19 protein-coding genes are annotated in these 24,386 nt (G+C 52.2%); 4 read left to right on the forward strand and 15 right to left on the reverse strand.

Features of this window, described 5'->3' with window-relative positions:
* Positions 1-72: 72 nt before the first annotated feature.
* From BMX45_RS16920 to BMX45_RS16970, 11 genes are all read right to left on the reverse strand, one after another.
* Positions 73-1,293 (reverse strand): cation:proton antiporter, encoded by a 1,221-nt coding sequence (locus BMX45_RS16920; RefSeq protein WP_009589754.1) that lies wholly within the window; start codon positions 1,291-1,293, stop codon positions 73-75.
* A gap of 362 nt (positions 1,294-1,655) precedes the next feature.
* Complete coding sequence (locus BMX45_RS16925) at positions 1,656-2,258, reverse strand: response regulator transcription factor (RefSeq protein WP_012819369.1); 603 nt, start codon at positions 2,256-2,258, stop codon at positions 1,656-1,658.
* On the reverse strand, positions 2,255-3,388 hold the full coding sequence (locus tag BMX45_RS16930) for a sensor histidine kinase (protein WP_090910686.1): 1,134 nt from the start codon (positions 3,386-3,388) through the stop codon (positions 2,255-2,257). Before BMX45_RS16930 ends, BMX45_RS16925 begins: the two co-directional genes overlap by 4 nt.
* 87 nt (positions 3,389-3,475) lie before the next feature.
* A complete protein-coding gene (locus BMX45_RS16935) occupies positions 3,476-4,552 on the reverse strand; it encodes a Delta(5) desaturase DesA (RefSeq protein WP_090910687.1) in 1,077 nt (358 codons plus the stop codon).
* Between the two features lie 128 nt (positions 4,553-4,680).
* The gene (locus BMX45_RS16940) at positions 4,681-5,679 is read right to left on the reverse strand and encodes a Gfo/Idh/MocA family protein (protein WP_090910688.1); all 999 of its coding nucleotides are present in this window, start codon (positions 5,677-5,679) and stop codon (positions 4,681-4,683) included.
* A gap of 52 nt (positions 5,680-5,731) precedes the next feature.
* Positions 5,732-6,187 (reverse strand): acyl-CoA thioesterase, encoded by a 456-nt coding sequence (locus BMX45_RS16945; RefSeq protein WP_090910689.1) that lies wholly within the window; start codon positions 6,185-6,187, stop codon positions 5,732-5,734.
* A 286-nt stretch (positions 6,188-6,473) separates the two neighbouring features.
* On the reverse strand, positions 6,474-7,469 hold the full coding sequence (locus tag BMX45_RS16950) for an ABC transporter permease (RefSeq protein ID WP_090910690.1): 996 nt from the start codon (positions 7,467-7,469) through the stop codon (positions 6,474-6,476).
* Complete coding sequence (locus BMX45_RS16955; RefSeq protein WP_254778109.1) at positions 7,466-9,013, reverse strand: sugar ABC transporter ATP-binding protein; 1,548 nt, start codon at positions 9,011-9,013, stop codon at positions 7,466-7,468. Before BMX45_RS16955 ends, BMX45_RS16950 begins: the two co-directional genes overlap by 4 nt.
* 87 nt (positions 9,014-9,100) lie before the next feature.
* Complete coding sequence (locus tag BMX45_RS16960; RefSeq protein WP_090910691.1) at positions 9,101-10,222, reverse strand: sugar ABC transporter substrate-binding protein; 1,122 nt, start codon at positions 10,220-10,222, stop codon at positions 9,101-9,103.
* Between the two features lie 323 nt (positions 10,223-10,545).
* Positions 10,546-11,181 (reverse strand): SGNH/GDSL hydrolase family protein, encoded by a 636-nt coding sequence (locus BMX45_RS16965; protein WP_090910692.1) that lies wholly within the window; start codon positions 11,179-11,181, stop codon positions 10,546-10,548.
* A gap of 210 nt (positions 11,182-11,391) precedes the next feature.
* Complete coding sequence (locus BMX45_RS16970; RefSeq protein WP_090910693.1) at positions 11,392-13,134, reverse strand: ABC transporter ATP-binding protein; 1,743 nt, start codon at positions 13,132-13,134, stop codon at positions 11,392-11,394.
* 145 nt (positions 13,135-13,279) lie between these two features.
* Here BMX45_RS16970 and BMX45_RS16975 point away from each other — a divergent pair, with 145 nt between their 5' ends.
* The 3 genes from BMX45_RS16975 (at position 13,280) to BMX45_RS16985 (ending at position 18,140) form a co-directional block, all read left to right on the forward strand.
* Positions 13,280-14,722: an ABC transporter permease gene (locus tag BMX45_RS16975; protein ID WP_090910694.1), complete on the forward strand. Its 1,443-nt coding sequence runs from the start codon at positions 13,280-13,282 to the stop codon at positions 14,720-14,722.
* 13 nt (positions 14,723-14,735) lie between these two features.
* Positions 14,736-16,244 carry an ABC transporter permease gene (locus tag BMX45_RS16980; RefSeq protein ID WP_090910695.1) on the forward strand — a complete coding sequence of 503 codons (1,509 nt, stop codon included), beginning with the start codon at positions 14,736-14,738 and terminating at the stop codon, positions 16,242-16,244.
* Positions 16,245-16,319: 75 nt separating this feature from the next.
* Entirely contained in the window at positions 16,320-18,140 is a 1,821-nt protein-coding gene (locus tag BMX45_RS16985) for an ABC transporter substrate-binding protein (protein WP_090910696.1), read from the forward strand.
* A gap of 423 nt (positions 18,141-18,563) precedes the next feature.
* Here BMX45_RS16985 and BMX45_RS16990 read toward each other — a convergent pair whose 3' ends face one another.
* Complete coding sequence (locus tag BMX45_RS16990; RefSeq protein WP_090910697.1) at positions 18,564-19,106, reverse strand: alpha/beta fold hydrolase; 543 nt, start codon at positions 19,104-19,106, stop codon at positions 18,564-18,566.
* On the opposite strand from BMX45_RS16990, the gene BMX45_RS16995 reads away from it, so the two are divergent.
* Complete coding sequence (locus BMX45_RS16995; protein WP_090910698.1) at positions 19,080-19,487, forward strand: hypothetical protein; 408 nt, start codon at positions 19,080-19,082, stop codon at positions 19,485-19,487. The genes BMX45_RS16990 and BMX45_RS16995 overlap by 27 nt on opposite strands.
* Here the strand turns inward: BMX45_RS16995 and BMX45_RS17000 are convergent.
* From BMX45_RS17000 to BMX45_RS17010, 3 genes are all read right to left on the reverse strand, one after another.
* Positions 19,467-22,025, reverse strand: coding sequence for a beta-mannosidase (locus tag BMX45_RS17000; RefSeq protein WP_090910699.1), 2,559 nt, complete (start codon positions 22,023-22,025; stop codon positions 19,467-19,469). The two genes, BMX45_RS16995 and BMX45_RS17000, sit on opposite strands and share 21 nt — an antisense overlap.
* A 156-nt stretch (positions 22,026-22,181) precedes the next feature.
* Positions 22,182-23,198 carry a glycosyl hydrolase gene (locus tag BMX45_RS17005; RefSeq protein WP_090910700.1) on the reverse strand — a complete coding sequence of 339 codons (1,017 nt, stop codon included), beginning with the start codon at positions 23,196-23,198 and terminating at the stop codon, positions 22,182-22,184.
* Positions 23,199-23,371: 173 nt separating this feature from the next.
* Complete coding sequence (locus BMX45_RS17010; RefSeq protein WP_090910701.1) at positions 23,372-24,367, reverse strand: carbohydrate ABC transporter permease; 996 nt, start codon at positions 24,365-24,367, stop codon at positions 23,372-23,374.
* Positions 24,368-24,386 lie beyond the last annotated feature (19 nt).

Genomic DNA, 24,386 nt, shown 5'->3' on the forward strand with positions numbered 1-24,386 from the left:
TCCGTTCTGGGGTTAATTCAATCTCTAGATTATATAGATTAGTTGGAAGAAAGTAAATCATCCCGGGCTTCCCTATGCATTCCTTTTTTTCACTTTCTCCACTGGATCGCTCCATTTGAATATTTTATTCATTCCACGGTACACGCGCTTCGACTCTTTCGCCAGGAGTGGCCCAAGAATCGCGAGAATCAGAACATAGAGGGCCGAGAATGGTTTCAGCATAGCGGACAGTCCGCCGGCGAGTCCCAGATTTGCAACGATAATCGTAAACTCCCCGCGCGCCATAATAGTCAATCCGATGTTAAGCGACGATTTATGCGATAGACCGGCCTTGCGCCCCGCTATCATGCCTGCGACCAGATTGCCGATTATGGTCAGTACCACGGCGCCAAGAGCCAGCCATAACGCATTCCCCAGCGTGGTCGGATCGATGCCGAGACCGAAGCTGAAGAAGAAGATCGCTCCAAAGAAATCACGGAAAGGTATGACCAGCTGCTCGATCCGTTCACTATGATCCGTCTCCGATAAAGCCAGTCCGAACAGCAGCGCGCCGATCGCTTCAGCTACGTGCAGCGTCTCCGAAAACCCGGCAATAAAGAACATCGACGAGAACACAACGATAATGAAAATCTCGCTGGACGTAATATTCAGCAATTTGTTAAGTATGGGCGGACCTTTTCTCGCAATAACAAAGAACAACAGCATGTAACCTATGGAAATGCAAACCGAGAGGATCGTTGCCCCTATCGATGTAGCCCCGCCTAATAGCAGTCCCGACATAATCGATAAGAACACGGCAAGGAAAATATCATCGAACAAAATCATGCCGAGTATGAGTTCCGTCTCCGCATTCCCCGTGCGCCGCAGATCCACAAGCACCTTAGCGACGATGGCGCTGGAAGAAACCGACAGCATCCCTGCAATGATCAGCGTCTCGTACAGAGGCATATTGATCACGAAACCGTAAGCCACACCCAGCACGAAGTTCAATACTACATATACGGTTCCGCCTACTACAATGTTTCGTCCGGACTTGATCAATTTTTGAACCGAAAATTCAAGACCAAGGTAAAAGAGCAGGAATAGAATACCGATCTGTCCCAGAAAATCGATGATCCCCTGGCTCTCAATAAACTTAAAGTCAAGAATCCCTATCGTTGGTGCATGCGGACCGACAAGCATCCCGAGCACAATCAAGAACGGTATGATCGAGAACTTGAGCTTTCCAGCAATTACGGAGGCTATAGCAACCAGAATCAGGGCAGTTCCAACCTCAAACATCATATGGTCCATAGAAGACCTCCTCCTCCTCAAATTTGACTTCTGGCAATCATTTCTATTATACATAAAAATGCATACATTTACAAAGTCTCAGCAATATTCTTACTTGATTATCCATTAATTGCTGAGTTGTATCACTTAAATACAGGCTTAATTTTATTAGCGTTTTCATTGTTTCCAAAAAATATAAAATCTATCCACAATCGAATCCCAATTCAATAAAGTGAATAAATATTCAGTTTAATGCATACAATACCAGGTAAAAAAATCCATTATTTTAAACAGCATATTCAACTTCTCCCTGTTTTCGTTTTTCTTAAGCGCACAAAAAAAGCCCCGCGGCTGCAACCGCGGGGTTTTGCTTCTTCTTTGCACTATTTAAACCAGCCTTTTTCCTTGAAACGCGTGATCGCTTCGATCCGGTTGCTGACGCCAAGCTTATCAAGAATAACGGAAATGTAATTACGCACGGTTCCCGTGGTTATAAACAGCTGATTGGCAATTTCCTTCGTATTCTTGCCGTCCGCGATGAGGCCCAGCACTTCCTTTTCCCGCTCCGTCAGCGGATTCTCTTCACCGGAATACGCTTCATCCACCAGCTCGGAGGCGTAGATACGCCTGCCTGCCATAATGCTGCGAATGGACGCGGCCAGCTCCTCGCTCGGGCTGTCCTTCAGCAGGTAAGCGTTGGCGCCCGCTTTCACGGCACGCTCGAAATACCCGGGCCGGGCAAAGGTCGTCAAGATCATCACCTTGCAGCCATAACCCTTGATCTCCTCGGCGGCTTCAAGCCCGTTCATGATCGGCATCTCAATATCCATGATGCAGATATCCGGCATATGAAGTTTGACAAGCTGTACGGCATCCTTGCCGTTGCCCGCCGTCCCGACCACCTGCATATCCTCTTCCAGATCCAGCAGCGAGGCCAGAGCTCCAAGCAGCAGCCGCTGATCTTCGGCAATGACGATTCGGATCATATTCCCGCCTCCTTATCCGGCATTCTGAGCACATTAGGGACTCGCAGGACAAGCGTAGTCCCCTCGCCTGAAGCAAACTCCATGCTTCCGTTCACGAATTCAAGCCGCTCTCTCATTCCCCGCAGCCCGTTGCCGCGGTTTTTCGCGTCCGTCACGAACCCGGTTCCATTGTCCTTCACCCTGGCAATCAGATCCGTTTCCGTGGATTCGATCACAATGGAGCAGGTCGTGGCATTGCTATGCTTCACGATGTTATTCACGGCCTCTTTCAGGCACATGCTGATCACGTTTTCGTTCATTAACGACAGATTCTCCGGCTCCAGCGTACCCTCAAAGGTCAACTCGATCTGCGCCGCCTTCAGGATTTGCCGAATACGGAATATTTCATCCGCAAGCCGGGTCCCCCGCATCCGCGTCACCATCTCGCGCACTTCCTTCAGTGCGGTCCGGGCCGTCTGACGGACATCGTTGATCTCGGCTTGGGCCCTTTCCATATCCTGCTTCATCAACTTGCCGGCCAAATCGCTTTTGAGGCCGATAAGAGACAGCTTTTGCCCCAGCGTATCATGCAGATCCCGGGCAATGCGCTGGCGTTCCTCCAGCTTCACCAATTCCGAAATCCGTTTGTTTGCATCCTCCAGCTGGCCCTGCAGCTGATCGTTCTTATTCCGGTTATAGTTGGTCACAGGCAGCAGAATCACCCCTACCACGCTCACAAGCACGAATGGCAGCTGCGTGATGAAGAACGGATTCCGCGTTAACAATCCATAATTCACCGTAATAATGGTTGTAACCAAGTGGATGGAGTACAGCGTGATAAACCCGGCCTTATTCTTGATGTTCCCGATGAAGAATGCCAGGAACAGCGAAAAATAGATATATCCGAAAACCACGGACATCGCAATCGATATTAAAATTTGCAGACTCGTCCAGAAATAGACGAGCCAGCCTTTGGACAGAAATGACAGCACATAAAAAGCGAAGAACATCACGATCATCAGAACGCCGATCACGATCTGATAGGTCGAGGTCGACCGGAAGATGAAATAGAACGGAAGGATGTAGAAGACAACCCATACGTAAGGGCTCAGTCCCGTGCTTTTATGAAAGATCTGATACCATTTCTGCATGGAGTCCCACCTTCTGTCGGTTCAAGCTTCATTCATTTACTAGCCTTAGCAAATCCGTGATCCATTATAGCATCATGACTCAGGAATCTATTCGCGCTGGACCCTGGGTCTTGGGCTCGCCAGGTTCTTCTCCGCCCTCGTCAATGCCGATTCCTGCGGCTTGCGAAGCGACTGACGCGCTTCCTTAAAGGTGACAAACACCTTTTTCTCTTCATCCCACAGACGGAAACGAATGGACTTCAGACTGGTCTTCAGCGTAATCGTTGTTGCCTTCTGCAGCGGAGGAGCGGCTTCATGCGCCTTCTCCAGGTTATAGTTAGGCACCTTCGGGCTCAAATGGTGAACATGATGGAAGCCGATGTTGCCCGTGATCCATTGCAGAACCTTCGGAAGTTTGTAATAAGAGCTGCCTTCTACGGCTGCATTGATATAACTCCACTCTTCATCATGCTCATAATACGTTTCCTCGAATTGATGCTGCACGTAGAACAACCAAATGCCAAGCATCCCGGAAACCATGAAGATCGGAGCTTGAACGAGCAGGAAAGCCTGCCATCCGATCGCCCAGCACAGCAATGCATACAAAGCGACAATCAAAATATTTGTTGTATAGTTACTGATTTTTTCCTTGCGTCTCGCGCCTTTGCGGTTGAAACGATAGGAGATCAGAAATATGGCGATGGGACCCAGACCGAACATCACGATCGGGTTGCGGTACACCCGGTAGTATAGACGCTGCCAAAAGGAAGCTGCCCCATATTCTTCAACGGTTAATACCCACATATCGCCGATTCCCCGCTTATCGAGATTGCTGCTCGTCGCGTGATGGATCGCGTGGGTGTTCTTCCATTGCTCGTAAGGGCACAGCGTAAGCACGCCCGTAATCGTACCGAGAATTTTGTTAGCCTTGCGGCTCTTGAAGAAAGATCCGTGACAGCAGTCATGGAATATGATAAACGTCCGGACAACAAACCCCGAAGCAATCACAGCTATGGGAATGGTTAGCCAGTACGATACGGATAAACTTAAATAGGCTGCATACCATAGCAGTATCAAGGGAACCAGTGTATTGAAAAGCTGACCTATACTCGCCTTTGTGTCAATTTCTTCATAGGGGGCAACGTTCTTTTTCAAGCTGGACAATTTGTTATCGGGTTTAGCCATAGTTGTCTTCCTCCTCGAAATGAAGCGCAAGGACGTCATCTAGCTATCACGCACTTGTCTAACTAAAGTATAGATAGAATGTCATGCGCGTCGTAGTCATAAACGTCATTTCGGGAGTATGACAAATATCATATATCGGTGCGGGAATCCGCCGGGAAACGCAGTCCGATCTGGCTTCTGGCTTCCTGCATAATTTCGGCCGTAACGAGCGAGTTGGCATGGGTGTTGATTGAACTTTCCCGTTCGCCGCACCGGATCAAATCGATAAATTCCCGGGCCTCGTAATACATCGATTCATGCGTTTGCAGCTGGGTCACGTTCTCGATGGTGCCGTCTCTGTAGCGGATCTTCACATCGTACGGCTGATTGATTTTGTCGATGATCATCGTGCCGTTCTCGCCCTGAATTTCGGTTGGGGCGTAGGAATCGCTGATTTTGGAATGCATGATGACGGCATCCATCTCGGGATAGGACAACAGAAGACTGCCTTCGCCGTCAACCCCGGAAGACAGCATGTAGCCGGAGGCCTTCACCGTGTCCGGTTTTCCGAACAGGGTCACCATCGGGTACAGGCAATAGATCCCCAAATCCATCAAAGAACCGTTGGAATATTCAGGGTTGAACGCATTCAGCACCGTCCCCTGCTTGAACGCGTCATAGCGGGAGGAATATTGGCAATAGCTTGCAAAATAACGCCGTATCGGGCCCAGCTTGTACAGGTTGTCCTGGACGGTCTTGAAGTTCGGCATCAGCGTCGACTTCAACGCTTCCATCAACAGAACGTCATTGTTCTTCGCAGCTTCGATCATTGCGGCCACTTCAACCGCGTTGGAAGCCATCGGCTTCTCGCAGAGGACGTGTTTCCCGTGGTTCATGCATAATATCGCCTGATCTACATGATAGGAATTCGGGCTCGCAATGTATACCGCATCAATTTCGTCATCCTGCACCATCGCCTCAAGATCCGTGTAGACCTTGGGATCCGCGTACTTAGCCGCAAAAGCCCTGCCCTTCTCTTCCGTACGGGAGTATACGGCTGCCAGAATAAATTCTTCCGTCTCCAGTGCCGACTGGAGAAACCTCTCGGTGATCCAGTTTGTGCCGATAATGGCAAAACGGATGTTCATCCCTTATCCCTTCCCTTCTTCATTTTGTTCCTGATAGATCGTTGTCGTTGGCTTACATCCATCCTTCAAAAGCCGAAATTCGTGCGCGTGCCGAATCCGGAATCGGCGTGCTCTTGCCTGAAGCGGTCTCGATGAGCACGATGGTCCCGCGGCCGGCTGCCTTCAAGGCCCCGTCCACTACGATCGCATATTGAATGTCCATGGAGGAGCGTCCGATCTCAGCCACCCGCACATGGAGCCTAAGCGGGTCCTTCAGATACATTTGCGCCAAATACTGGCACTCCAGATCCGCAACAACCGACACCTTTTGCTCGCCGAACAGTTCGTCGGTCAATCCCAGATTCTCGAAATATTCAATGCGTCCCTGCTCAAAATACATGAAATAACTGACGTTATTGACATGACCCAGCATATCCGTTTCGCAGTACCTAATCTTTATCGGAATTTCAAAGTGAAACGTGTCCAGCCAGGACTTGGGATCCGGTTGTATGAAGGTTGTTTTTTTCATGATGAGTCCCCTTTCTCTTTATAAGAGGGAAATGTATGTACAATGCTAAACCAGTCTTCTACAGGATAATGAATACCCGCTGCGTCCGTCAACTAAATAACCAAATGATGGATATATCGCCGGATTCGCCCTTAGAATAAGTCTCTGCATTCAAGTCCACCCATAGGTTGCCACCTCTAGAAACTATCCATGAAAAAAACCATCCGCCCCCGATCAGGATCACGGGAGGGATGGTCTCGATAGCATGAATGGAACTAGCTGGGTCAATGCATGTGCCGATTCGTCATCAATGTCTCTTCTTATAGTAGGTTAAGGCCAGCGCCAACGCCAGCACCGAGCCCTTGACGATATCCATCGCATAATACGGCACGGACAGCATGATCAGACCGTTTTGCAATATACCGATCAACACGGCGCCGACAAACGTCCCAAGCGCGTTCGGCTTGCCGGCTCCGAATACGGAGTATCCGATGAAGGTCGCGGCAACGGCGTCCATAAGATAGGGTCCGCCGGAGTTGACCTCGGCCGTCATGACGCGAGCCCCGAGGATGATGCCGCCGATAGCGGCAAACAATGCCGAGACCAGATAAGCGATCAGACGGTATTTACTCACCGGGATCCCGGATAAAGCCGCCGCTTCGCGGTTGCCCCCGATCATGTACATGTACCGTCCGTGTTTCGTATAGGTCAGGAACAGATGGACCACGAGAACCACGAGAACCATAATGATAATGATCCATGGCACCTGCCCGATTTTCTCGAACAGCGCCGGAATTTTACCGGTGGCAAAGTCCCCGCTCGGCATGATCATATTCTGGGAGATGGTAGCGCCCCGGGTATACGTCAGGGCAACGCCCTGGAAGATAAACATCGTCGCCAGGGTCATCAGCATGTCGTCGATCTTGAAATTGATGACCAGAAACGCGTTGATCAACCCGACGGCCAGGCAGAACAGCAGCGTGAGTCCGATGCCGATGCCGATGTTTTGCCCGTGCCAGACGAACATGGATATGACCAGCGCGTTTGCCAGGGAGGCCGTCGAGCCGACGGACAGGTCAAAGCCGCCAACGGCGAGCGATACGGTCAAACCTACGGCAATGATCGTCACGATCGAGATCGAACGGAGAATGTTAACAATGTTGCTTGTATTCAAAAAGTTGTCGGCAACGGTCCCGAATACGAGAATAAGTACGAATACCGTAATCAACGTGCCGTATTTGTATAGAAAATCGAATGCGAAGCTAGCCGCCGGCTTCTCCTTAACAGGTCTTGCTGTATTCATGTCAACCCGCCTCCTGTGCAGTAAAGCAATAATTCCTCTTCATTCGTTGACCGCGTTGTCAGCTCCTTCGTGATGCGGCCGTCATACATCACATACACCCGGTCGGTGATGCCCACGATCTCCGACAGCTCGCTCGTAGCGTACAGCACGCATTTCCCTCGCTTGGCCAGCTCGGCCACCAGCTTAAAAATATCCCGCTTCGCGCCAACGTCTACGCCCTTGGTCGGTTCATCGAAAATATACACGTCCGCGTCGGCCAGCAGCCATTTGCCGATCGCCACCTTCTGCTGGTTGCCCCCGGACAGGTTTCTCACCCGCGCTCTCTCGCTTGGAGTTTTGATTCCGAGCGACTCGATCATCTCTCTCGCCGCCTGCTTCTCCCTGCCAAAACTTAGCCAGGAACCCCATTTGGAAAATTGGGACAGCACCGCGGCCGTTAAATTGACGGACACCGGCTCGTCCACGAATACGCCTTCCCGGCGGCGCTCCTCGGGTACGAGCGCTATGCCGTTCCGCACGGCATCATGCGGCGAGCGGATGCGCAGCTTTTCTCCATCCAGTATCATCTCGCCGGTTGACGTGCCGGAAGCCCCGAATACCGCCCGGCACAGCTCGGTTTTTCCGGCCCCGACAAGACCTGCCAAGCCAACGATCTCCCCTTGGCGGATGCACAGATCGACGCCGTTGATTTTGCCCGGGTCGTACATGCCCTTTACCTCTAACCGCGCAGGACCGATGTCTCGCTCGATATGGGGAAACTGCTGATCCATCTTGGAGCCCAGCATGTATTCCACCACTTTCGGCTGATCGATATTCGCGATGCGGTCGCTCTTCACCAGCAACCCGTCCCGCATGATCGTAATGTCGTCGCAGATTTCGTACAGCTCCGGCAGCCGATGCGATATGAAAATAATGCCGACTCCGTCCTGCTTCAGCTTGCGCACCAGCTTGAACAGCTGCTCCGTCTCGCTATGGCTGAGCGGCGCGGTCGGCTCGTCCAGCACCAGAATGCGGCACTGCTTGGAAACGGCTCTGGCAATCAGCACCATCTGTTTCTCCGCCAGCGTCAGCTCCGAAATCAGCTTTTTGACCGGGACTCGGATATTCATCCGCGCAAGAATCGATTCGGCTTCCCGATGGAGCTCCTTCCAACGGATCAAGTGCCGTTTGCCCATATCGTGAACCGTCCGGTCGAGCATGATGTTCTCGCCGACCGTCAGGTTCGGAATGAGCGCGGTATCCACCTCTTGATAGACGATCTGAATGCCCAGGTCCTTTGCTTCCTTCGGTGAACGGATGTCCGCTTTGCTTCCATCGATCCAGATCTCGCCCTCGTAATGGGTATACGCTCCCGATAGGATCTTCATTAAGGTAGACTTTCCCGCGCCATTCGCGCCGATCAACGCATGGGCCGTCCCCGCGGTCGTCTGAAAATCAACATCGGTCAACGCCTTAACGCCTGGAAAAGAGATCGATACGTGCTTCATTTGAAGTAAGGGTGCCGCTCCCGAATTGTCGGCCGAGCTGGCAGTTGTTGGCTCCATCACGCTTCGCAAGTGTATTCTTCCCTTCAAATAGGATAGGGCGCCCCTATCGATGACCGACAAGAGCGCCTGTATGAATATTGCTGTTTATTTGCCGACTGCTTCTTTCAATGCCTTCATCCAGTCCTCTTCGAATTCCGTGCTTGTTCCCCAGCTCGGAATAATCTCCGCCAGGTTGACCATGTTGACCGCTTCAGAAGCCCCTTCAAGGCCGGAGCGCTCGATCAATACAGGCTCCAGATTATACGTAGCAGGTGTTTCTTCCCCTGCAATCTTCTTAGCCAGCAAACGAACGTTGATGGCGCCGATCATTTTCGGATCGACGGCTGCGGTAGCCACCCAAGGGCTGTCCGGTTTCTGGATCAGCTCCAGGTCCGCGTTGGATACGTCGATGCCGTAAATCTTAACCTCGCTGCGTCCTGCTTCCTCCAGCGCTCTGGCCGCGCCGATGGCGAAAGCATCCCAGGTTGCGAAGATTGCATCGATTTCGCCCTTCGGATATTTCGTCAGGATAGCGGATACCGCATTTTGCGTTTCCAAGGAAGTCTGGTCACTCGCTACGCCGAAACGCTCCACTTCCTTGATGCCCGGGTTGTTCTTCAGCGTTTCCTGGTATACGGCATTACGACGCACCATCGGCGGGAATCCGTCTACCCAGAGGTAAACGATGTTGGCTTCCGGCCCTTGCTCTTCAATCAGCTTGTCCAACGCCAGCTTCGCGAGCTGCTCGTCATCTTGCGATGTCTGGGTCACCCCAGCAATGTCACCGATCTCCGGCAAGGAGTCGAAGGTGACGACCGGAATTCCCTTTTCGGTAATCTTCTTCACGTCCTGAACCGACGCAGGATCGTCGCCATGCGATATGATAAATCCATCGTAGTCGCTGTCCATAGCTTGCGCGATCGCATCGTGGAATTTGGCGGAATCCCCGTTCGCCGAGAAGGTATCCACCTTAAACCCGAGAGCCTCGCCTTCCTGCTTCGCCCCTGCCAAAAATTGAGCCGTGTGGTCATCGCCGCCGATTTTCCGGACGACCATCAATTTCACCGGATCCTTCTCGGCAATGCCTGCCGGCAGGTTCTCGACCTTGTCCGCCAGATTGCCCGCCCCGCTGCCGCCGCCGCTGCCCGATTCGGCGCATCCGGTCAATACGATCACAAACGCCAGCGCCAGCGCCGATAATTTCCTTACATGTTTCATGGCTTTCATGTTCTCTCTCCCCCTGTTTTCCGTAAAAAAGACGAATATTAATTAATACAAGTAATCCTATAGGATTTAAAAAGAGGCGTCAACCATTATTTTTTCGCTTTAATGCATTACACCACATACGCAAAAAAAATGAAAGTGATTTCTAACATTTCTAATTGTATCGGCAGCCACGAACCCATATTTCATACCTATTGCCGTTCTCATATAAAAAAAGAGCTCGGGCGCGACATTCGCGCCCGAGCTCTTTCCATTAGGAGCACACGGATCCCGTGCATCCAGCGTTTGTGACATCCAGCTTCAGCTCTAAGACCAACCGTTAAGCGTTACCCTAAAGAAACGCCCATCGTTTCGAGCCAGGCCTTCGCGATCAGGCCGTGTCCGGCCGGTGACGGATGCACGCCGTCCGGCGCCCAGAATGCAGCTTCGCGCCGCACCGACGCCGCAGCGAACAATCCGTCCAGCGGCACCAGCAGGGCTCCGTATTCCACCGCCAATTCGCGGACCGCCGCGATTTTCGGATCCAGATCCTCGCGCCAGGCTCTCCGATCCTCCGGATGAGGCAGCACGAACGGCTCTACCAAAATCAGCTTGGCGTCCAGCGCTTCTTTCGTCCGTTCGATCAATCTGCGGTACCCGGCTTTATAATCCTCGGTGCTTGTCGGGTCCCCGCTGTCATATCGGCGCCAAGTGTCGTTGATTCCGATATAGATGGATACCCAGTCCGGCTTCAGGTCCAGGCAATCCTCCTGCCATCTGTTATTCAAGTCGACGACCCGGTTTCCGCTGATCCCTCTATTCAAAAAGGTAACGTTCAACTCAGGAAATTTCATGCCGAACAACGAGTCGATCAATAGCGGGTAGCCGTTCCCCAAGCTGCCGGAAAAGTTGCGGTCGCGACCGCAATCCGTAATGCTGTCCCCTTGAAATAATACGACATCCCCTTGCTGCAAACGATTCATTCCACTTCCTCCTCATCGGTATGTTGCTATTGTGCGTACACTTGGAAATTCGCAGGCTCATGTATCGTGAGAACGCTTCCTAACATTTAAATATTTGCCGTGCAGGGCTCAATTCCTTTTTATGAACCCTGCAAATCGCCGAATCGGATCGATTTTTTTTGAATAAAAAAACCTGCCCCGACTCCGGTCGGAACAGGTTCTATTATACGATTAGGCTCCGGTCGGCATGGCCACCCAGTGGCCTTCTGATACTTCCACAAGCTCGGAATGCTCCAGATTATATTTGTCCTCTCCGGTGCGTTCTTCCAGCAGGATCCGTTTCTTCTTGGATTCGATCTTCGGATCGGGCACCGGAATCGCCGCGAGCAAAGACTTCGTATAATCATGCTGCGGATTGGCGTAGAGCTCCTCGCTTTCCGCGAGTTCGACGATTTTGCCCATATACATAACGGCAACGCGGTCGCTGATATGCTTCACCATCGACAGGTCGTGCGCAATGAACAGATAGGTCAAGCCCAGACGGTGCTGCAGCTCCTCCAGCAGCTTCACGATCTGCGATTGGATCGACACGTCGAGCGCGGAGAGCGGCTCATCACACACGATGAATTTCGGCTCTACCGCCAGCGCCCGCGCAATCCCGATCCGCTGGCGCTGGCCGCCAGAGAACTCGTGCGGGTAGCGCGTCGCATAAGCCGGATCCAGTCCGACCATATCCAGCAGCTCCTCGACCCGCTTCTTCCGCTCCTGCTTGCTGCCGGTTAACTTATGGACATCCAGCGCTTCGCCGATAATGTCCACGACCTTCAATCTGGGATTCAGCGAAGCATACGGATCCTGGAAGATCATCTGCATATGGCGCCGCATGGCCTTCATTTCCGAAGGGGAGAGGCGATTCACGGACATCCCCTGATACAGCACTTCTCCGCCCGTCGGCTGATGAAGTCGAAGGATGGCTCGTCCCGTCGTTGATTTTCCGCTTCCGGATTCGCCGACGACCCCGAGGGTCTCCCCCGCCTGAATATGAAAGCTGATATCATTCACCGCTTTAAGCACATTCCCTTTGCCCATATCAAAATACTGCTTCAGGGATTTCACCTCTAACAGCGGTCCTTTGTAATCCGTGCTTGGCACGATGATCGGCGCCGGCTTCGCTTTCTTCTTCTCGTCGAGGCGCGGTAGCGCGTTTAACAGCTTCAAGGTATAGGGATGCTGAGGATTCTCGAAGATTTCCTCCGTCGTTCCCGTCTCCACGATCACGCCGTCTTTCATTACGGCCACGCGGTCGCACATGCCTGCCACAACGCCGAGGTCGTGCGTGATCAATATAATGGAGGAACCGAAGCGCTCCTGCATATTTTTCATCAGATTGAGGATTTGGGCCTGAATCGTTACGTCAAGCGCCGTCGTCGGCTCGTCCGCAATCAGCAGCGCAGGTCGGCACGCCAGGGCGATGGCGATCATCACCCGCTGCCGCATGCCGCCCGAGAACTCGTGCGGGTATTGATTATACCGCGCTTCGCTGTTCGGGATGCCGACCAGCTTGAGCATTTCAAGCGCCTGCTGCTTCGCTTCCTGCTTGGACAGCTTCTGGTGTTTGACCAGACTTTCCGATATTTGTTCCCCGATGCGGATGGTCGGATTCAGCGAGGTCATCGGGTCTTGAAAAATCATTCCGATATCGCGTCCCCGGATGCTCTCCATCTCCTTCTCGGTTTTCTCGGCCAGGTTCTGGCCAAGGAACAGAATCTCTCCATCCTTCATATAAGAAGGCGGGGAAGGCAGCAGCCGCATGATCGAGCGTGCCGTGACGCTCTTGCCGCTCCCGGATTCTCCAACGATTCCGAGAGTCTCCCCTTTCTTCACTTCAAAGCTGACCCCACGCACCGCGTGAAATTCTGAATCACGGGATTGAAAGGCCACGCTCAAATTTTTAACCTGCAATATCGGTTCCAACTCTGCTCACCTGCCATTATGCTTATGTCATTAAAGTAATATACTCTACAACTCTTATAATCTATTGACTTTTAAAATAGGCTAAAATAAAATATACTATATCACTCGGAATAATGCAATTTGAAACAAGGAGGAAAGGCACCTTATGGGGGGGACAGAAGCAGCAAGACCAAACAGACTCATAAGTTCGATAAGCAACACATACAGTAAGATCCTTCTGAATCCTTCTTATAGATACTTACTATTATTATTGGGAGCGCCCGTGAATCTCGTGGTCTTCCTATTTTATATGGTCCAGCGAAAGAAGGATGACTACGCGGCGGCTGAGAACCGCATACGCAGCGAGATGCTGGCCGCCGGATATCTGGAGGCCCTTCGCTCCGAGATGATGGAGCAGCAGAAACGCAAGCATGAGTTTTTCAAGCAAACCATCAGCGAGGCTCAGCTCAAGCAGGAAGTCGACAAGATCGCAGAGGCAAGGTTCCGTGAAGTCCTCAAGGATCGGACCGCCAAGGACCTGAAGCTGAACAATCGCAAACGGCTGACTTTGGCCGATACCTTCGGTTCTCTCATCGAGAACCCGTTGTTCTTCATTATATCACTTATTCCGGGCTTGCTGATGTACATCCTTATTTTTTTGTACAGCAATCCCTATCTGAAATATATCTTGGAGAGACTCGTGATGACGGTATTCGTTATCTTTGGCGTAGCGGTGCTCGTCTTTACGATTCTTCACTTATCGCCGTTTAACCCCGCGGCCAACATATTGGGCGAGACGGCAACGCCGGAACAGATCGCGGCTTTCAACAAAATGCACGGACTCGATCAGGGCTATCTGACGCAGCTATGGAACAACATTAAAGGCATCGCATATTTCGATCTCGGCAAATCCTTCTCGGGCAACGAAGAGATTACCTCCAGCATCGCCAGAAAGTTTCCGATCACGCTGACGCTTACGGTCATTTCGTTGATCATCGCGATTGCGATCGCATTGCCGATCGGGATTATCTCGGCCACGAGACCGAATTCGTTCTTTGACTATACGTTTATGTTCATCGCGCTGATCGGGCTGTCCATTCCGAACTTCTGGCAGGGACTGATCTTCATTCTGAATTTCTCGATCAAGCTGCAGTGGCTGCCCGCCACCTTCAATCCGGAGAACTGGCTGTCCATGATCATGCCGGTGATCGTGCTCGGGACGGGACTTACCGCTTCGGTGGCCCGAATGACGCGCTCCTCCACGCTGGAAGTCATTAATGAAGATTATATGATCACAGCCAGAGCGAAGGGGCTCGGCAAGCGCACCATTCTGATGAAGCATGCTGTCCGCAATGCCATCATTCCGATCATTACCGTCATCGGACTTCAGTTCGGCGGGATGCTCGGCGGGTCCGCCGTTACGGAGAAGGTGTTCAACATCAGCGGTATCGGCAGCTACATCGTGGATAAACAATTTATTCCTGACATCCCGGCCATCATGGGCGGCGTGGTTTACACCGCTATCACCATATCGCTCGTGAACGTCATCATTGATATCTTATATGCATTCTTCGATCCACGGATCAGGTCCAAGATGAAACAATACTAAAGCAGGTGTACTCATGATTAAGAAGCTTCTTTCCAAACCAGAAACCAAACACCAGCTGAAATCCTCACACGAGTACAGTCAAGCCAGCTTCACATGGGTTATCTCTCTGACCTTAACGGTGATCCTGCTTCTGAACAGCTTTGATTTCACTGGGGGAACCATCAAACCGTGGGTGTTCGCCGCCTTTGCGGCATATGCACTGTTTACGATCATACAGATCATCATTACGCTGCTGATCCGAAGGGATCTTCAAAGGGACGGAGAAATCCGGCGCTCGACCAGGATCCTGGGTTACGTTCAGCTGCTGAGCATCGTTACGGGGAATCTGTTTACCGTCACGTTCGGTTTCAATCTGATCAAAAAACAGAAGCCTCCCGAATATACGATTGCCGTTTACATGCTGTTAACCCAGCTGTTTGCCATCGCGATATCGGCGCTGAATCTGTTCAAGCCTTACGTCTCGAATACGTTCCTGCCGGCCATGGCCGTGCTTCTGGTTATAGCCGTCGTTCAGCTGATTGCGCTTATCCTCGTTGCCAGGTACGTAAAATCGAATTATGCCCATCCGGCATTGACCTGGCTTGCTTTTCCGATCATTCTGACTGCGGCAACGGGCAATATTTTTGCTTTGGTGCTCGGCATCAACCTGCTTGCGAAGATCCGCAAGAACGGCAATCCCGCGATGACCCGCTGGGGCGACGTATGGGTAAAGCTTACTGCCAATTCGACGGCCATGTCCGGACTGTTCTTCGTCATCTTCCTGTTCTGCCTGTCGGTGACCAGTCTGTTTACCTTCGATTACAGCATTGCGATCGATAACAACTACAGCGCCATCCTGCAGCCGCCAAGCCTGGCGTACCCGTTCGGTACGGACAACTTCGGCCGGGATTTGTTCTCCCGGATCGTATTCGGGGCCCGCATCTCGCTGATCGTCGGATTCGCTTCTACGGCGATTCCGGTTGTCATCGGTGGCATTCTCGGTGCCGTCTCCGGCTACTATGGCCGCCATACCGACAACGTCATCATGCGATTGCTGGACGTGCTGTACGCCATTCCGGGCATCCTGCTCGCCATTGCGATCATTGCCGCATTCGGAGCCAATACCGTCAACCTCATTCTGGCGCTCAGCGTAGGGGCTATACCGACTTATGCAAGAACCATGAGGGCGAATGTGCTCCTGGTTTCCACCTTTGAGTACGTCGATGCGGCCAGAGCTTTCGGCTCGAGCAATTTTTCGATCATTTTCAAGCATATCGTTCCCAACTCGCTTGCGCCCATGATCGTCAAATCGACGTTAACCATTGGTGCAGCCGTCATTTCGACGAGCAGCTTGAGTTATCTGGGTCTCGGCGTCGAGCCGCATATCCCGGAATGGGGGAATATCCTGAAAATCGGAAGCACGTACCTTGAGACGCATTCGTACCTGGCGATTTATCCGGGTCTGGCCATCATCGCGCTTGTCCTGTCCTTCAACTTTCTGGGCGACGGACTGCGGGATGCGCTCGATCCAAAGCTGGATTAAGGCATTTCGTGCCGGCACACTAACGTTGGTTTCAAAAAATATTTTATATATATACAACTCAGGAGGGTATCACCAATGAAAAAAAGTTCCTTGCTGTTATTGTTCCTCTCGCTAGTCATCGTACTGGCCGGATGCAACGTAACAACCAAAGATGATGCACAGCAAAATCAGCAAGAACCAGCGGATACAGCTACAGACACATCCGCTGTTAATATTGAGCTGCTTGGCATGAGCTCTAACGAATCCGATGTCAACATCATTCGCGACCAGCTCACCAAGAACGGCTTCAACGTGAAGCTGAATCTGCAGCCGGACTACGGCAGCTTCAAGGCACAGCAGGATGCCGGCAATTACGACATCGCGCTGTCGAGCTGGACAACCGTCACGGGTAACCCCGACTATGCCGTTCGTTCCCTCTTCAAAACCGGCGGCGACTACAGCATTATGTCCGACGAGGAAGTGGACAAGCTGATCGACCAAGCGGCCACGCAAACGCCGGAAGACGCCGCTCAGACTTACAAGCAGCTGGAACAACGTCTGGTAACGGACAAAGCTTACATTGCTCCATTGTACATTTCCCTGAAGAGCCAAGCGTTCAACAAGGATGTCCTGGATGAGAATTCCGTTCGTCTTTCGAAATCCCGTTCCCTGCCTTGGGAAGCCGTTGATTTCAAAGACCAATCCAAGCGTGCGACGCAGCCGCTGATTCTGTCCCAATCAATCTCTGAACTGACTTCGCTTGACCCGATCAAGGGCAACGACGGTTCCATCAACATCATCAACACCAACATGAACGTACGTCTGATCAACCTGACCGACGATGACAAGATCACGTCCGAAGGCTCGCTGTCTTATAACCATGCCATCGGCGAAGGCAACTCGGAGTACTACTTCATTCTTAGAGACGACATTAACTTTGCAAAAATCACGAATAAAAAAGCAGAAGATTCTGGCGAGCGCGTAGGCGCGGACGATGTCATCTTCTCCATGAACAGAGCGAAAGACAAAAATTCGGTGCCTGATCATCGTACCTACACGCTTCACGAGCACATCAACACCGTTGAAGCCGTAACCGACCTGAGCGCACTGGAAAACACCAAGGTTTCTGGCGGCAGCGAAAGCGTCAAGGAAGCGCTGGAAGCCGGCTTGGATACCAAGATCGCTTCCCTCGTGGGCGACAAGAATCAAGCAAGCACCAAAGACGGTAAGTACCAAGTCATTAAATTGACGACAACCGAGCCGTTCCCGCAAGTATTGAACTACCTGGCTCACCAATCGGCCGGTATCGTATCGAAGAAGCAAGTTGAATCCATCAACACGTATGACGTTGAGAAATTCGACGTGAACAAAGACATTCCTTACGGCGACCAAAACACGGTAACCGAAGGCGATAAATACAACAACACGCTGTATGCGAGCGGTCCGTATATCCTGTCTTCCAAGAATGACTATGAAGCCACCTTCTTCAAAAACCCTGGCTACATGAAGGGCACGGAGCATGAACCGAAAATCGAGCAAGTGAAAGTACGCTTTATCAAAGATGCGGACAGCACGCTCTCCGCACTGCGCAGCGGCGAAATCCACCTGTACTACGGCGTGCCGGAAACGAAATACGACGTAGTGAAAGGCGACAGCAAGCTGAAGCTGCAAACGATCGAAAGCAACGCCGTATCCTACCTGCTGTTCAACACGAAGAACCGTGATGTGGCAACAAGCGACGATCTGAGAAGAGCGGTGCTCTACTCGATCAACCAGGATGAAATCCTGGCCTACTACAACAACAACAAAATCAAAGCCTACTCCACCGTCAGCCCAATCGTCAAAACCGGCAACGAGCTGGTAGCCGATCCGGCGAAGGTGAAGGAATTCTTGAACGCATATAAAGCGAGCAAGTAAAAAAGAGGACGACATTAGCGAAAAGCTGATGTCGTCTTTTTTGATGCGAGGTTTATATGCGCCACTTCTTGCTCCAATAGCAGCGCAATGGAACGGGTAGTTCTTTGCATCGCTCCGCATGCGGATGATTCTTCCGATCTCTGTTGCCCCCAGATTTCTATGAATGAATGGGCCAAAGTAAAAATCCGGGGGCAAAGGAGACCGCTTCGCTTCTCCAGAATCATTCCGCCTTCTCCGCTGGAGCGCTACCTTAAGTAGTCCGTTGTTAGCTCATGTTTCGATACATCTCACATTAGCCATAAAAAGGGACGAATGATAGCCGCGGCGCAGCTACTCTCGCCTTTTTTTGGGGAGGGGGGAGTGAGAGGAAGCCCCTCTGTAATTAACATATACAGGGGGGCTTACCAAGATTGATGCCTTGGATTACAGGCGCTTGATATCATCTACAAGCTCGGGCAAGCCCTCGCAGAAATAGTGATCGTCGCCCTCGTATTCTCGGGTGACAGCTTGGGGGAGTTGCTTCGCGTAGTGCTGAGCGTGCGCGAAAGGCACCACGGGATCGTGGCGGCTGTGGTACAGGAACAGACTGGATATGCGAGGCAGCATGGTGACGAAAGAATCAGGCAATCTAAAATCTTCACTCCGCCAATCATCGTCTTTGCCCCAATAGGGGGCGGCGATCAAAAACAGTCCAGAGACGGTTAGCTGGCAGTCTTCTTCCGAAAGATATTTCAGTAGCACGGAACCGCCGAGGGAATGACCTACCAGCAGCACCTCCCCATCCAATGCCTTGATTTCATTGGCAATCTGCGCTTTCCACAGAGCGTAATCCGGATCCGGCATGCCGGGAGATAAGACATGATAAGCTTCACCCAGCTGTTCTTGTAAATGGCCGATCAAGCCGCTGCTTCCTTGGCGGTTGCCTTGGGGGCCGGCACTATGAATGAACAAAACTTGTTTTTTCATGATCCGTCTCCTTCCCGATCTTTGCTTATGGGTTTTGCTTATGGGTATGAGCATGTCCAACAGGATGTGTACAAACCTAGAATAACTGATAGCAGCGCACCGGACTTCTTTTTATTTGCTGACATCCGCCCCCATTCGACCTGTTTCAGAAACTCTTGGCATATCCTTTATCACATAATAAAGGTATATCGAGATCAAGGTGTCGCCCCCCCGGAATCCCCCGCTTATGATGAAGCCAACAAAGAAATGGTTTGCCGTTTCAGTATCAAATTCATGGCTCCGTTAAAGACAAACAAAGCCGCCCCTGCACCGGAATCGGTTGTAGGGGCGGCTCTTTTAGCCAATGATTGCAGGGATGAATTACACGGTCAGCACCATTGACGGATCGATGCAATCGGCCATGGACCGAACCTCGGCCAGGCCCGGCTTGCCTGGTACAAATGCCTGCTCTCCGTTATTTCGGCTGCTGAAGGATACGGTCACCGGGATGCCCGGAATCAGGTCAAAGAAGTTATCGCTGTAGAAGCCTTCCGCTTCGGCGGACAGCCATGCGTAGCGGGCAAGCACGCTGCTCTCCAGCACAAACGCCGTACCATCGCTTCCTTCGACTTCTTTTACGCTGATGGTCGGACTGTGCAGACGAAGATGCTTGTCATTCACGAAATAGAATGTTTTGCTGTCAACCGCGACATCATCCTGAAGCCATTGCGCCAGCAGCACGACCTCGGATGGATCATGCCCGCGGAGCAGCTCATCGGCCGCAGCCCGGAATACAACGAGCGACGCTTGCTCTTCCGCACGGATCGGCTGCTCGGATCCAAAGAGCTCTTTTCCGTTAAAATCGAATAACTGAACCTTCAGCGTCCCCTGAACCGCTTCTGAAATATCGGATACGAGATGAACCCGAATCTCCTGTTCCTTGGATTCGACCGAGAGACTGACATCTCGGAAGCAGCGCTTGGCCACGTACTGTAGCGCCTTCCATCTGCCGAGGTAATCCATGCCTGCCCAAGAAGCGACCGGCCAGCAGTCGTTCATCTGCCAATACAGCGTGCCCATGCAATACGGCTTGTTGCGGCGATGGGCTTCGATCGCCGTCTTCATCGCTTCGGCCTGCTGGATCTGGCTCATGTACAGGAACGCCTCGAAATCCTTCGGCTCGTTATAATATTGATCCATGTAACTCTTGATCAAGCGGTTGCCGGCTCCGTTCTTCTGATGAGCCAGCATGACCTTCGATTCCAGCTCCATATCGCGATCTTCCGCATACGTCCGCACCGTTTTCGGTTCCGGGAAAGACTGGAACCCGTATTCGCTCATAAATCGGCCGACGTAAACGTTATAGTTATCAAACGGCTCCGTGTTATGCCACACGCCCCAGTAATGAATATCCCCGCTCGTTGTGGAAGGATTGGCATGCTGCTCCTTGTCATGGCTGAGTGATACCAACGGGGATGAAGGCCAATACTCCGCTCCCGGAGCATAACCGGTTACGGCCTCAGGAAGAATTTCGTGGAATATCCTTTCGTAGTCGCTCCAGAGCTTTTCGCGGAGCTCCTCGGTATAGTCCTGCTTCCAGCCCCAGCCGCCCTTCTCTTCATAGTGCGCCCAAGCGGAATCAATCTCGTTGTTGCCGCACCAGAGCACGATGCTCGGGTGATTCCGCAGACGGACCAGGTTCTCCTCCGCTTCCAGCCGCACGTTCTCCAGAAACGCCTCGTCGCCTGGATACATGCTGCAAGCAAACATGAAATCCTGCCATACCATGAGCCCGTATTCATCACACAGATCGTAAAAGACGTCCTCTTCATAAATACCGCCGCCCCATACGCGCAGCATATTCATGTTCGACTCCGCTGCGGACGCGATTTCATGGCGGTAGCGTTCCGCCGTCACTTCCGTTATGAAGCTGTCGTTCGGGATATGGTTCGCTCCCTTGGCAAACACAGGCGTGCCGTTGAGCTCGAAGTAAAAGGATGTGCCGCGGCTATCCTGCTCCCGTACCAGCTTGACGCTGCGCAGACCGGTTCGAACCTTTTTCTCCGCAACGGTCCGTTCCGCTTCCGCCAGCTCGGCATGGAACGAATAGAGATGGGCCTCGCCCAGGCCGCGGCACCACCACAGCTTCGGCTCCGCAAGCGCAAGGCTCAATTCAACCGAATGACGGCCTTCTTCCAGCCGAACATCCTGTTCCCATGTCTGGCCGCCCGCACTTACCCGAAGCACGCCTTGCCAAGCTTGCTCCGCTGCAATGGTGGCAACGGCCGTAACCCTGGCCATCTCTGCCGTAACCTCATCCTGGCGAATAAACAAATCATCCAGCCTGACTCCGGACCAAGCCTCGAGCCTGGCCTCCCGCCAGATCCCGCTGGTCACGAAACGCGGTCCCCAATCCCATCCATAATGATAAGGCGCTTTCCGGGCAAAAATACTCACTTTCCGGTCGCCCATCCCGCCAACCTCGGACTGGTCATTCGAAGCAGGCAGCGGATATCCGAGCTTCTCAAGCTTCGGCAGATCCTCCTGGATAGGGGAACGGAAGCGGATCTTCATCACATTTCCCGAATCCTTGAGCTGCGATTTCACATCGATGCGCCATGAACGAAACATATTATCGGCGGAAAGCACCTTCGCCCCGTTCACGAATACGTCCGCGTAGGTATCCAATCCGTCGAATACGAGTTCGATGCGGGATTGGGTGCTCAGATTCGAATCCAAATCAAACGACGTCTCATATTCCCAATCCTTCTTATCGATCCACTGCAGGTCATGCTCATTCGTCCCGTAGAAGGGATCGGGGATGATGCCATTCTTCAGCAGGTCGGTATGAACGCAGCCCGGCACCTGGGCCGGAAGCCATTCGGATTCGTCGCAAGCCTTGAATTTCCATTGATCTAAAGTCATAACGTTAAAATTCATGATCGTCTCTCTCCATCTTTATATATTGATTTTGATGCGGTTCGGGTCATACTTCATACCAGATGTGATTTCTTCCGCACATCATCTCGTTCTCCACGATCAGCTTCCTGGCGAGCGACAGCGGCCTATAATCGGCATGCCTTGCAGATCAAGCCGTCAGCCTTTCAGATCCGGAAGTTCATCCAGCGTGACCGTAAACGGATGATGATAGGTTCGGATCAGCTGCAACTCATCCGTATACTCTTCTGAATACCTTCGGTTATTCCCTTCCCCTGTGAACACAAAGTTTCCATACCACGTGCAATTCCATGCCCACGGGCATCCGTCCTCCTGCATGAGATCGGGGTCGGGTATGACACTGTTCTCGGTCAGCGCAATGATTTTAACCGCATCCGTATACGATACAGCGGTGTTGAACCGCTCGAATTGCGAGCCGTAATCCCGGGCAGTCGGATAAATGTCCTCCCCGATAATATCGACGTAGGAATCGCCAGGATACCAATCCTTGTGCTGCCCGTTCCATACCCAGATCAGATTGTTCAATTCGTGGTGATGCGTCATCCGCTCATACATCAGCTTCCAAAGCGCGATGCAAGGCTCGAGGCCTTTGGCTCCCCACCAGAACCATCCGCCCGATGCCTCGTGAAGCGGTCTCCACAGCACCGGAATGCCGGCATCCTGTAGACGCTTGAGCTCGGCAGCGATCGCATCGATATCCCGGATGATTAGACAGTACTCCTCCGATGAAGGCTCCGACATCGCCCGTGCGATATCAAAGGTTGTCGCATTGGTATAAAAGCCTCGGCCCCAGGTCCGGTCCGGCGGCAAATCGATCAGATCCTTCGGGGCATTCCAATGCCAGCAGAAGGTCACGATCCCGCCGCGGTCCCACCACTTCATCGCCAGATCCGTATCTTGACGCTCGGCTCCGCGCTCCACCCGGGACGGGGAGTAATTCATGAAATCGAACCCGCCGACGGCCGGGTATTTTCCCGTGACCTCGCGGATCATCTCGAACTCCGGCGTTGACACAACGCCAATCTGCTGCCCGGTCAGCATCCGCTTGCCGTAAATGCTGCACAGATAACCCATTAACCGTTTCGCTTCATTCGAAGCGGACGGGTTGATCAAGTCCGGCCGGACCTCATAGCGGCTGCTGCTTGCTTTTGTCATGCGATTCACTCCTATCCTGTAATTGCGAATGGATGAAAGATCCTACGATTTTCCTCCATCCGTCGCATCAATGGCACAGCCCGATTCCTGCGGCATACCTATCCAGCAAGCACAAAAACCGTCCTGCGACACGATACGCCTCCTTCGGGATTGCACCTGTCCTGCTGCAGCCTCTACCCGACAACCCCCGTACGCTCCACGCTCTCCACAAAATGGCGCTGCACGAACAGATACAATCCGATCAGCGGCAGAATGGCCAGCAAAATCCCCGTATCCACTACAAGTGCCACATAGTTCGGATCGGCCTTGGCCGATGAACCGAGCCCCATCAGAGCCGGGAGAAACTGGTTGGCGTCCGCCGGCAGCGAAGCGATCTTCAGCGGCATGAGGGATTGTTCGCTCATAAAGAGCGAGGTATAGAAGGTGTCGTTATACTGCCAGACGAACGAGAACAGCGTCACCGTAATGAGCGGCGGAATCGCATTGGGAAGCATGATCGCAAAAAACGTCTTAATCCCGCCTGCCCCGTCAATTAGCGCCGCCTCCTCAATCTCCTTGGGCAGCCCCCGGAAAAATTGGCGGAAGATATAAATGAACAGTCCGGCCTTAAGCCCGGTGGCCGTGGCCGATGTAATGATCGATGGCCAGTAGCTGTTCAGCAGGTTGATGCCCTCCCTTCCGGTGATCAAGTGAACCAGCCCCAGAATGTCAAAGCTGCGGAAATGCAAATACATCGGCACCATCAGCGTGCTCATCGGGATCAGGATCGTCAGCACCACCAGGCCGAACAGCAGATTGCTTCCCGGAAAGGTGAACCTGGCAAAGCCATACCCGGCAAGAGCCGTCGACATCGTGGTCAGCAGCATTGTGATGAATACGTAAATCATCGTGTTCAGCAGCAGCGGCCAGTAATCCAGCAGGTCAAGCACGATTTTGAAATTATCCAATGTGAAATGCACCGGAATCATGTAAATCGTCGGGTTATAAATATCCTGTTTGTCTTTGAACGCGACGGAGAACTTGGTGATGATCGGATAGATGATGATGAATGTGATGCCGATGATCAGCAGATAACGGAACGCTGACCACAGAATCGGCAGCGCCTTGTACTTGAACCGGTTCAGTCGTTCCTGAGCCGTTTCGTCCGAGCGATCCCGAATCGATGCCATAAGGACCTCCTTTTTTCCT

This window comes from Paenibacillus sp. cl141a, assembly GCF_900109305.1.
In the GTDB taxonomy this organism is placed as follows: domain Bacteria; phylum Bacillota; class Bacilli; order Paenibacillales; family Paenibacillaceae; genus Paenibacillus_AQ; species Paenibacillus_AQ lautus_A.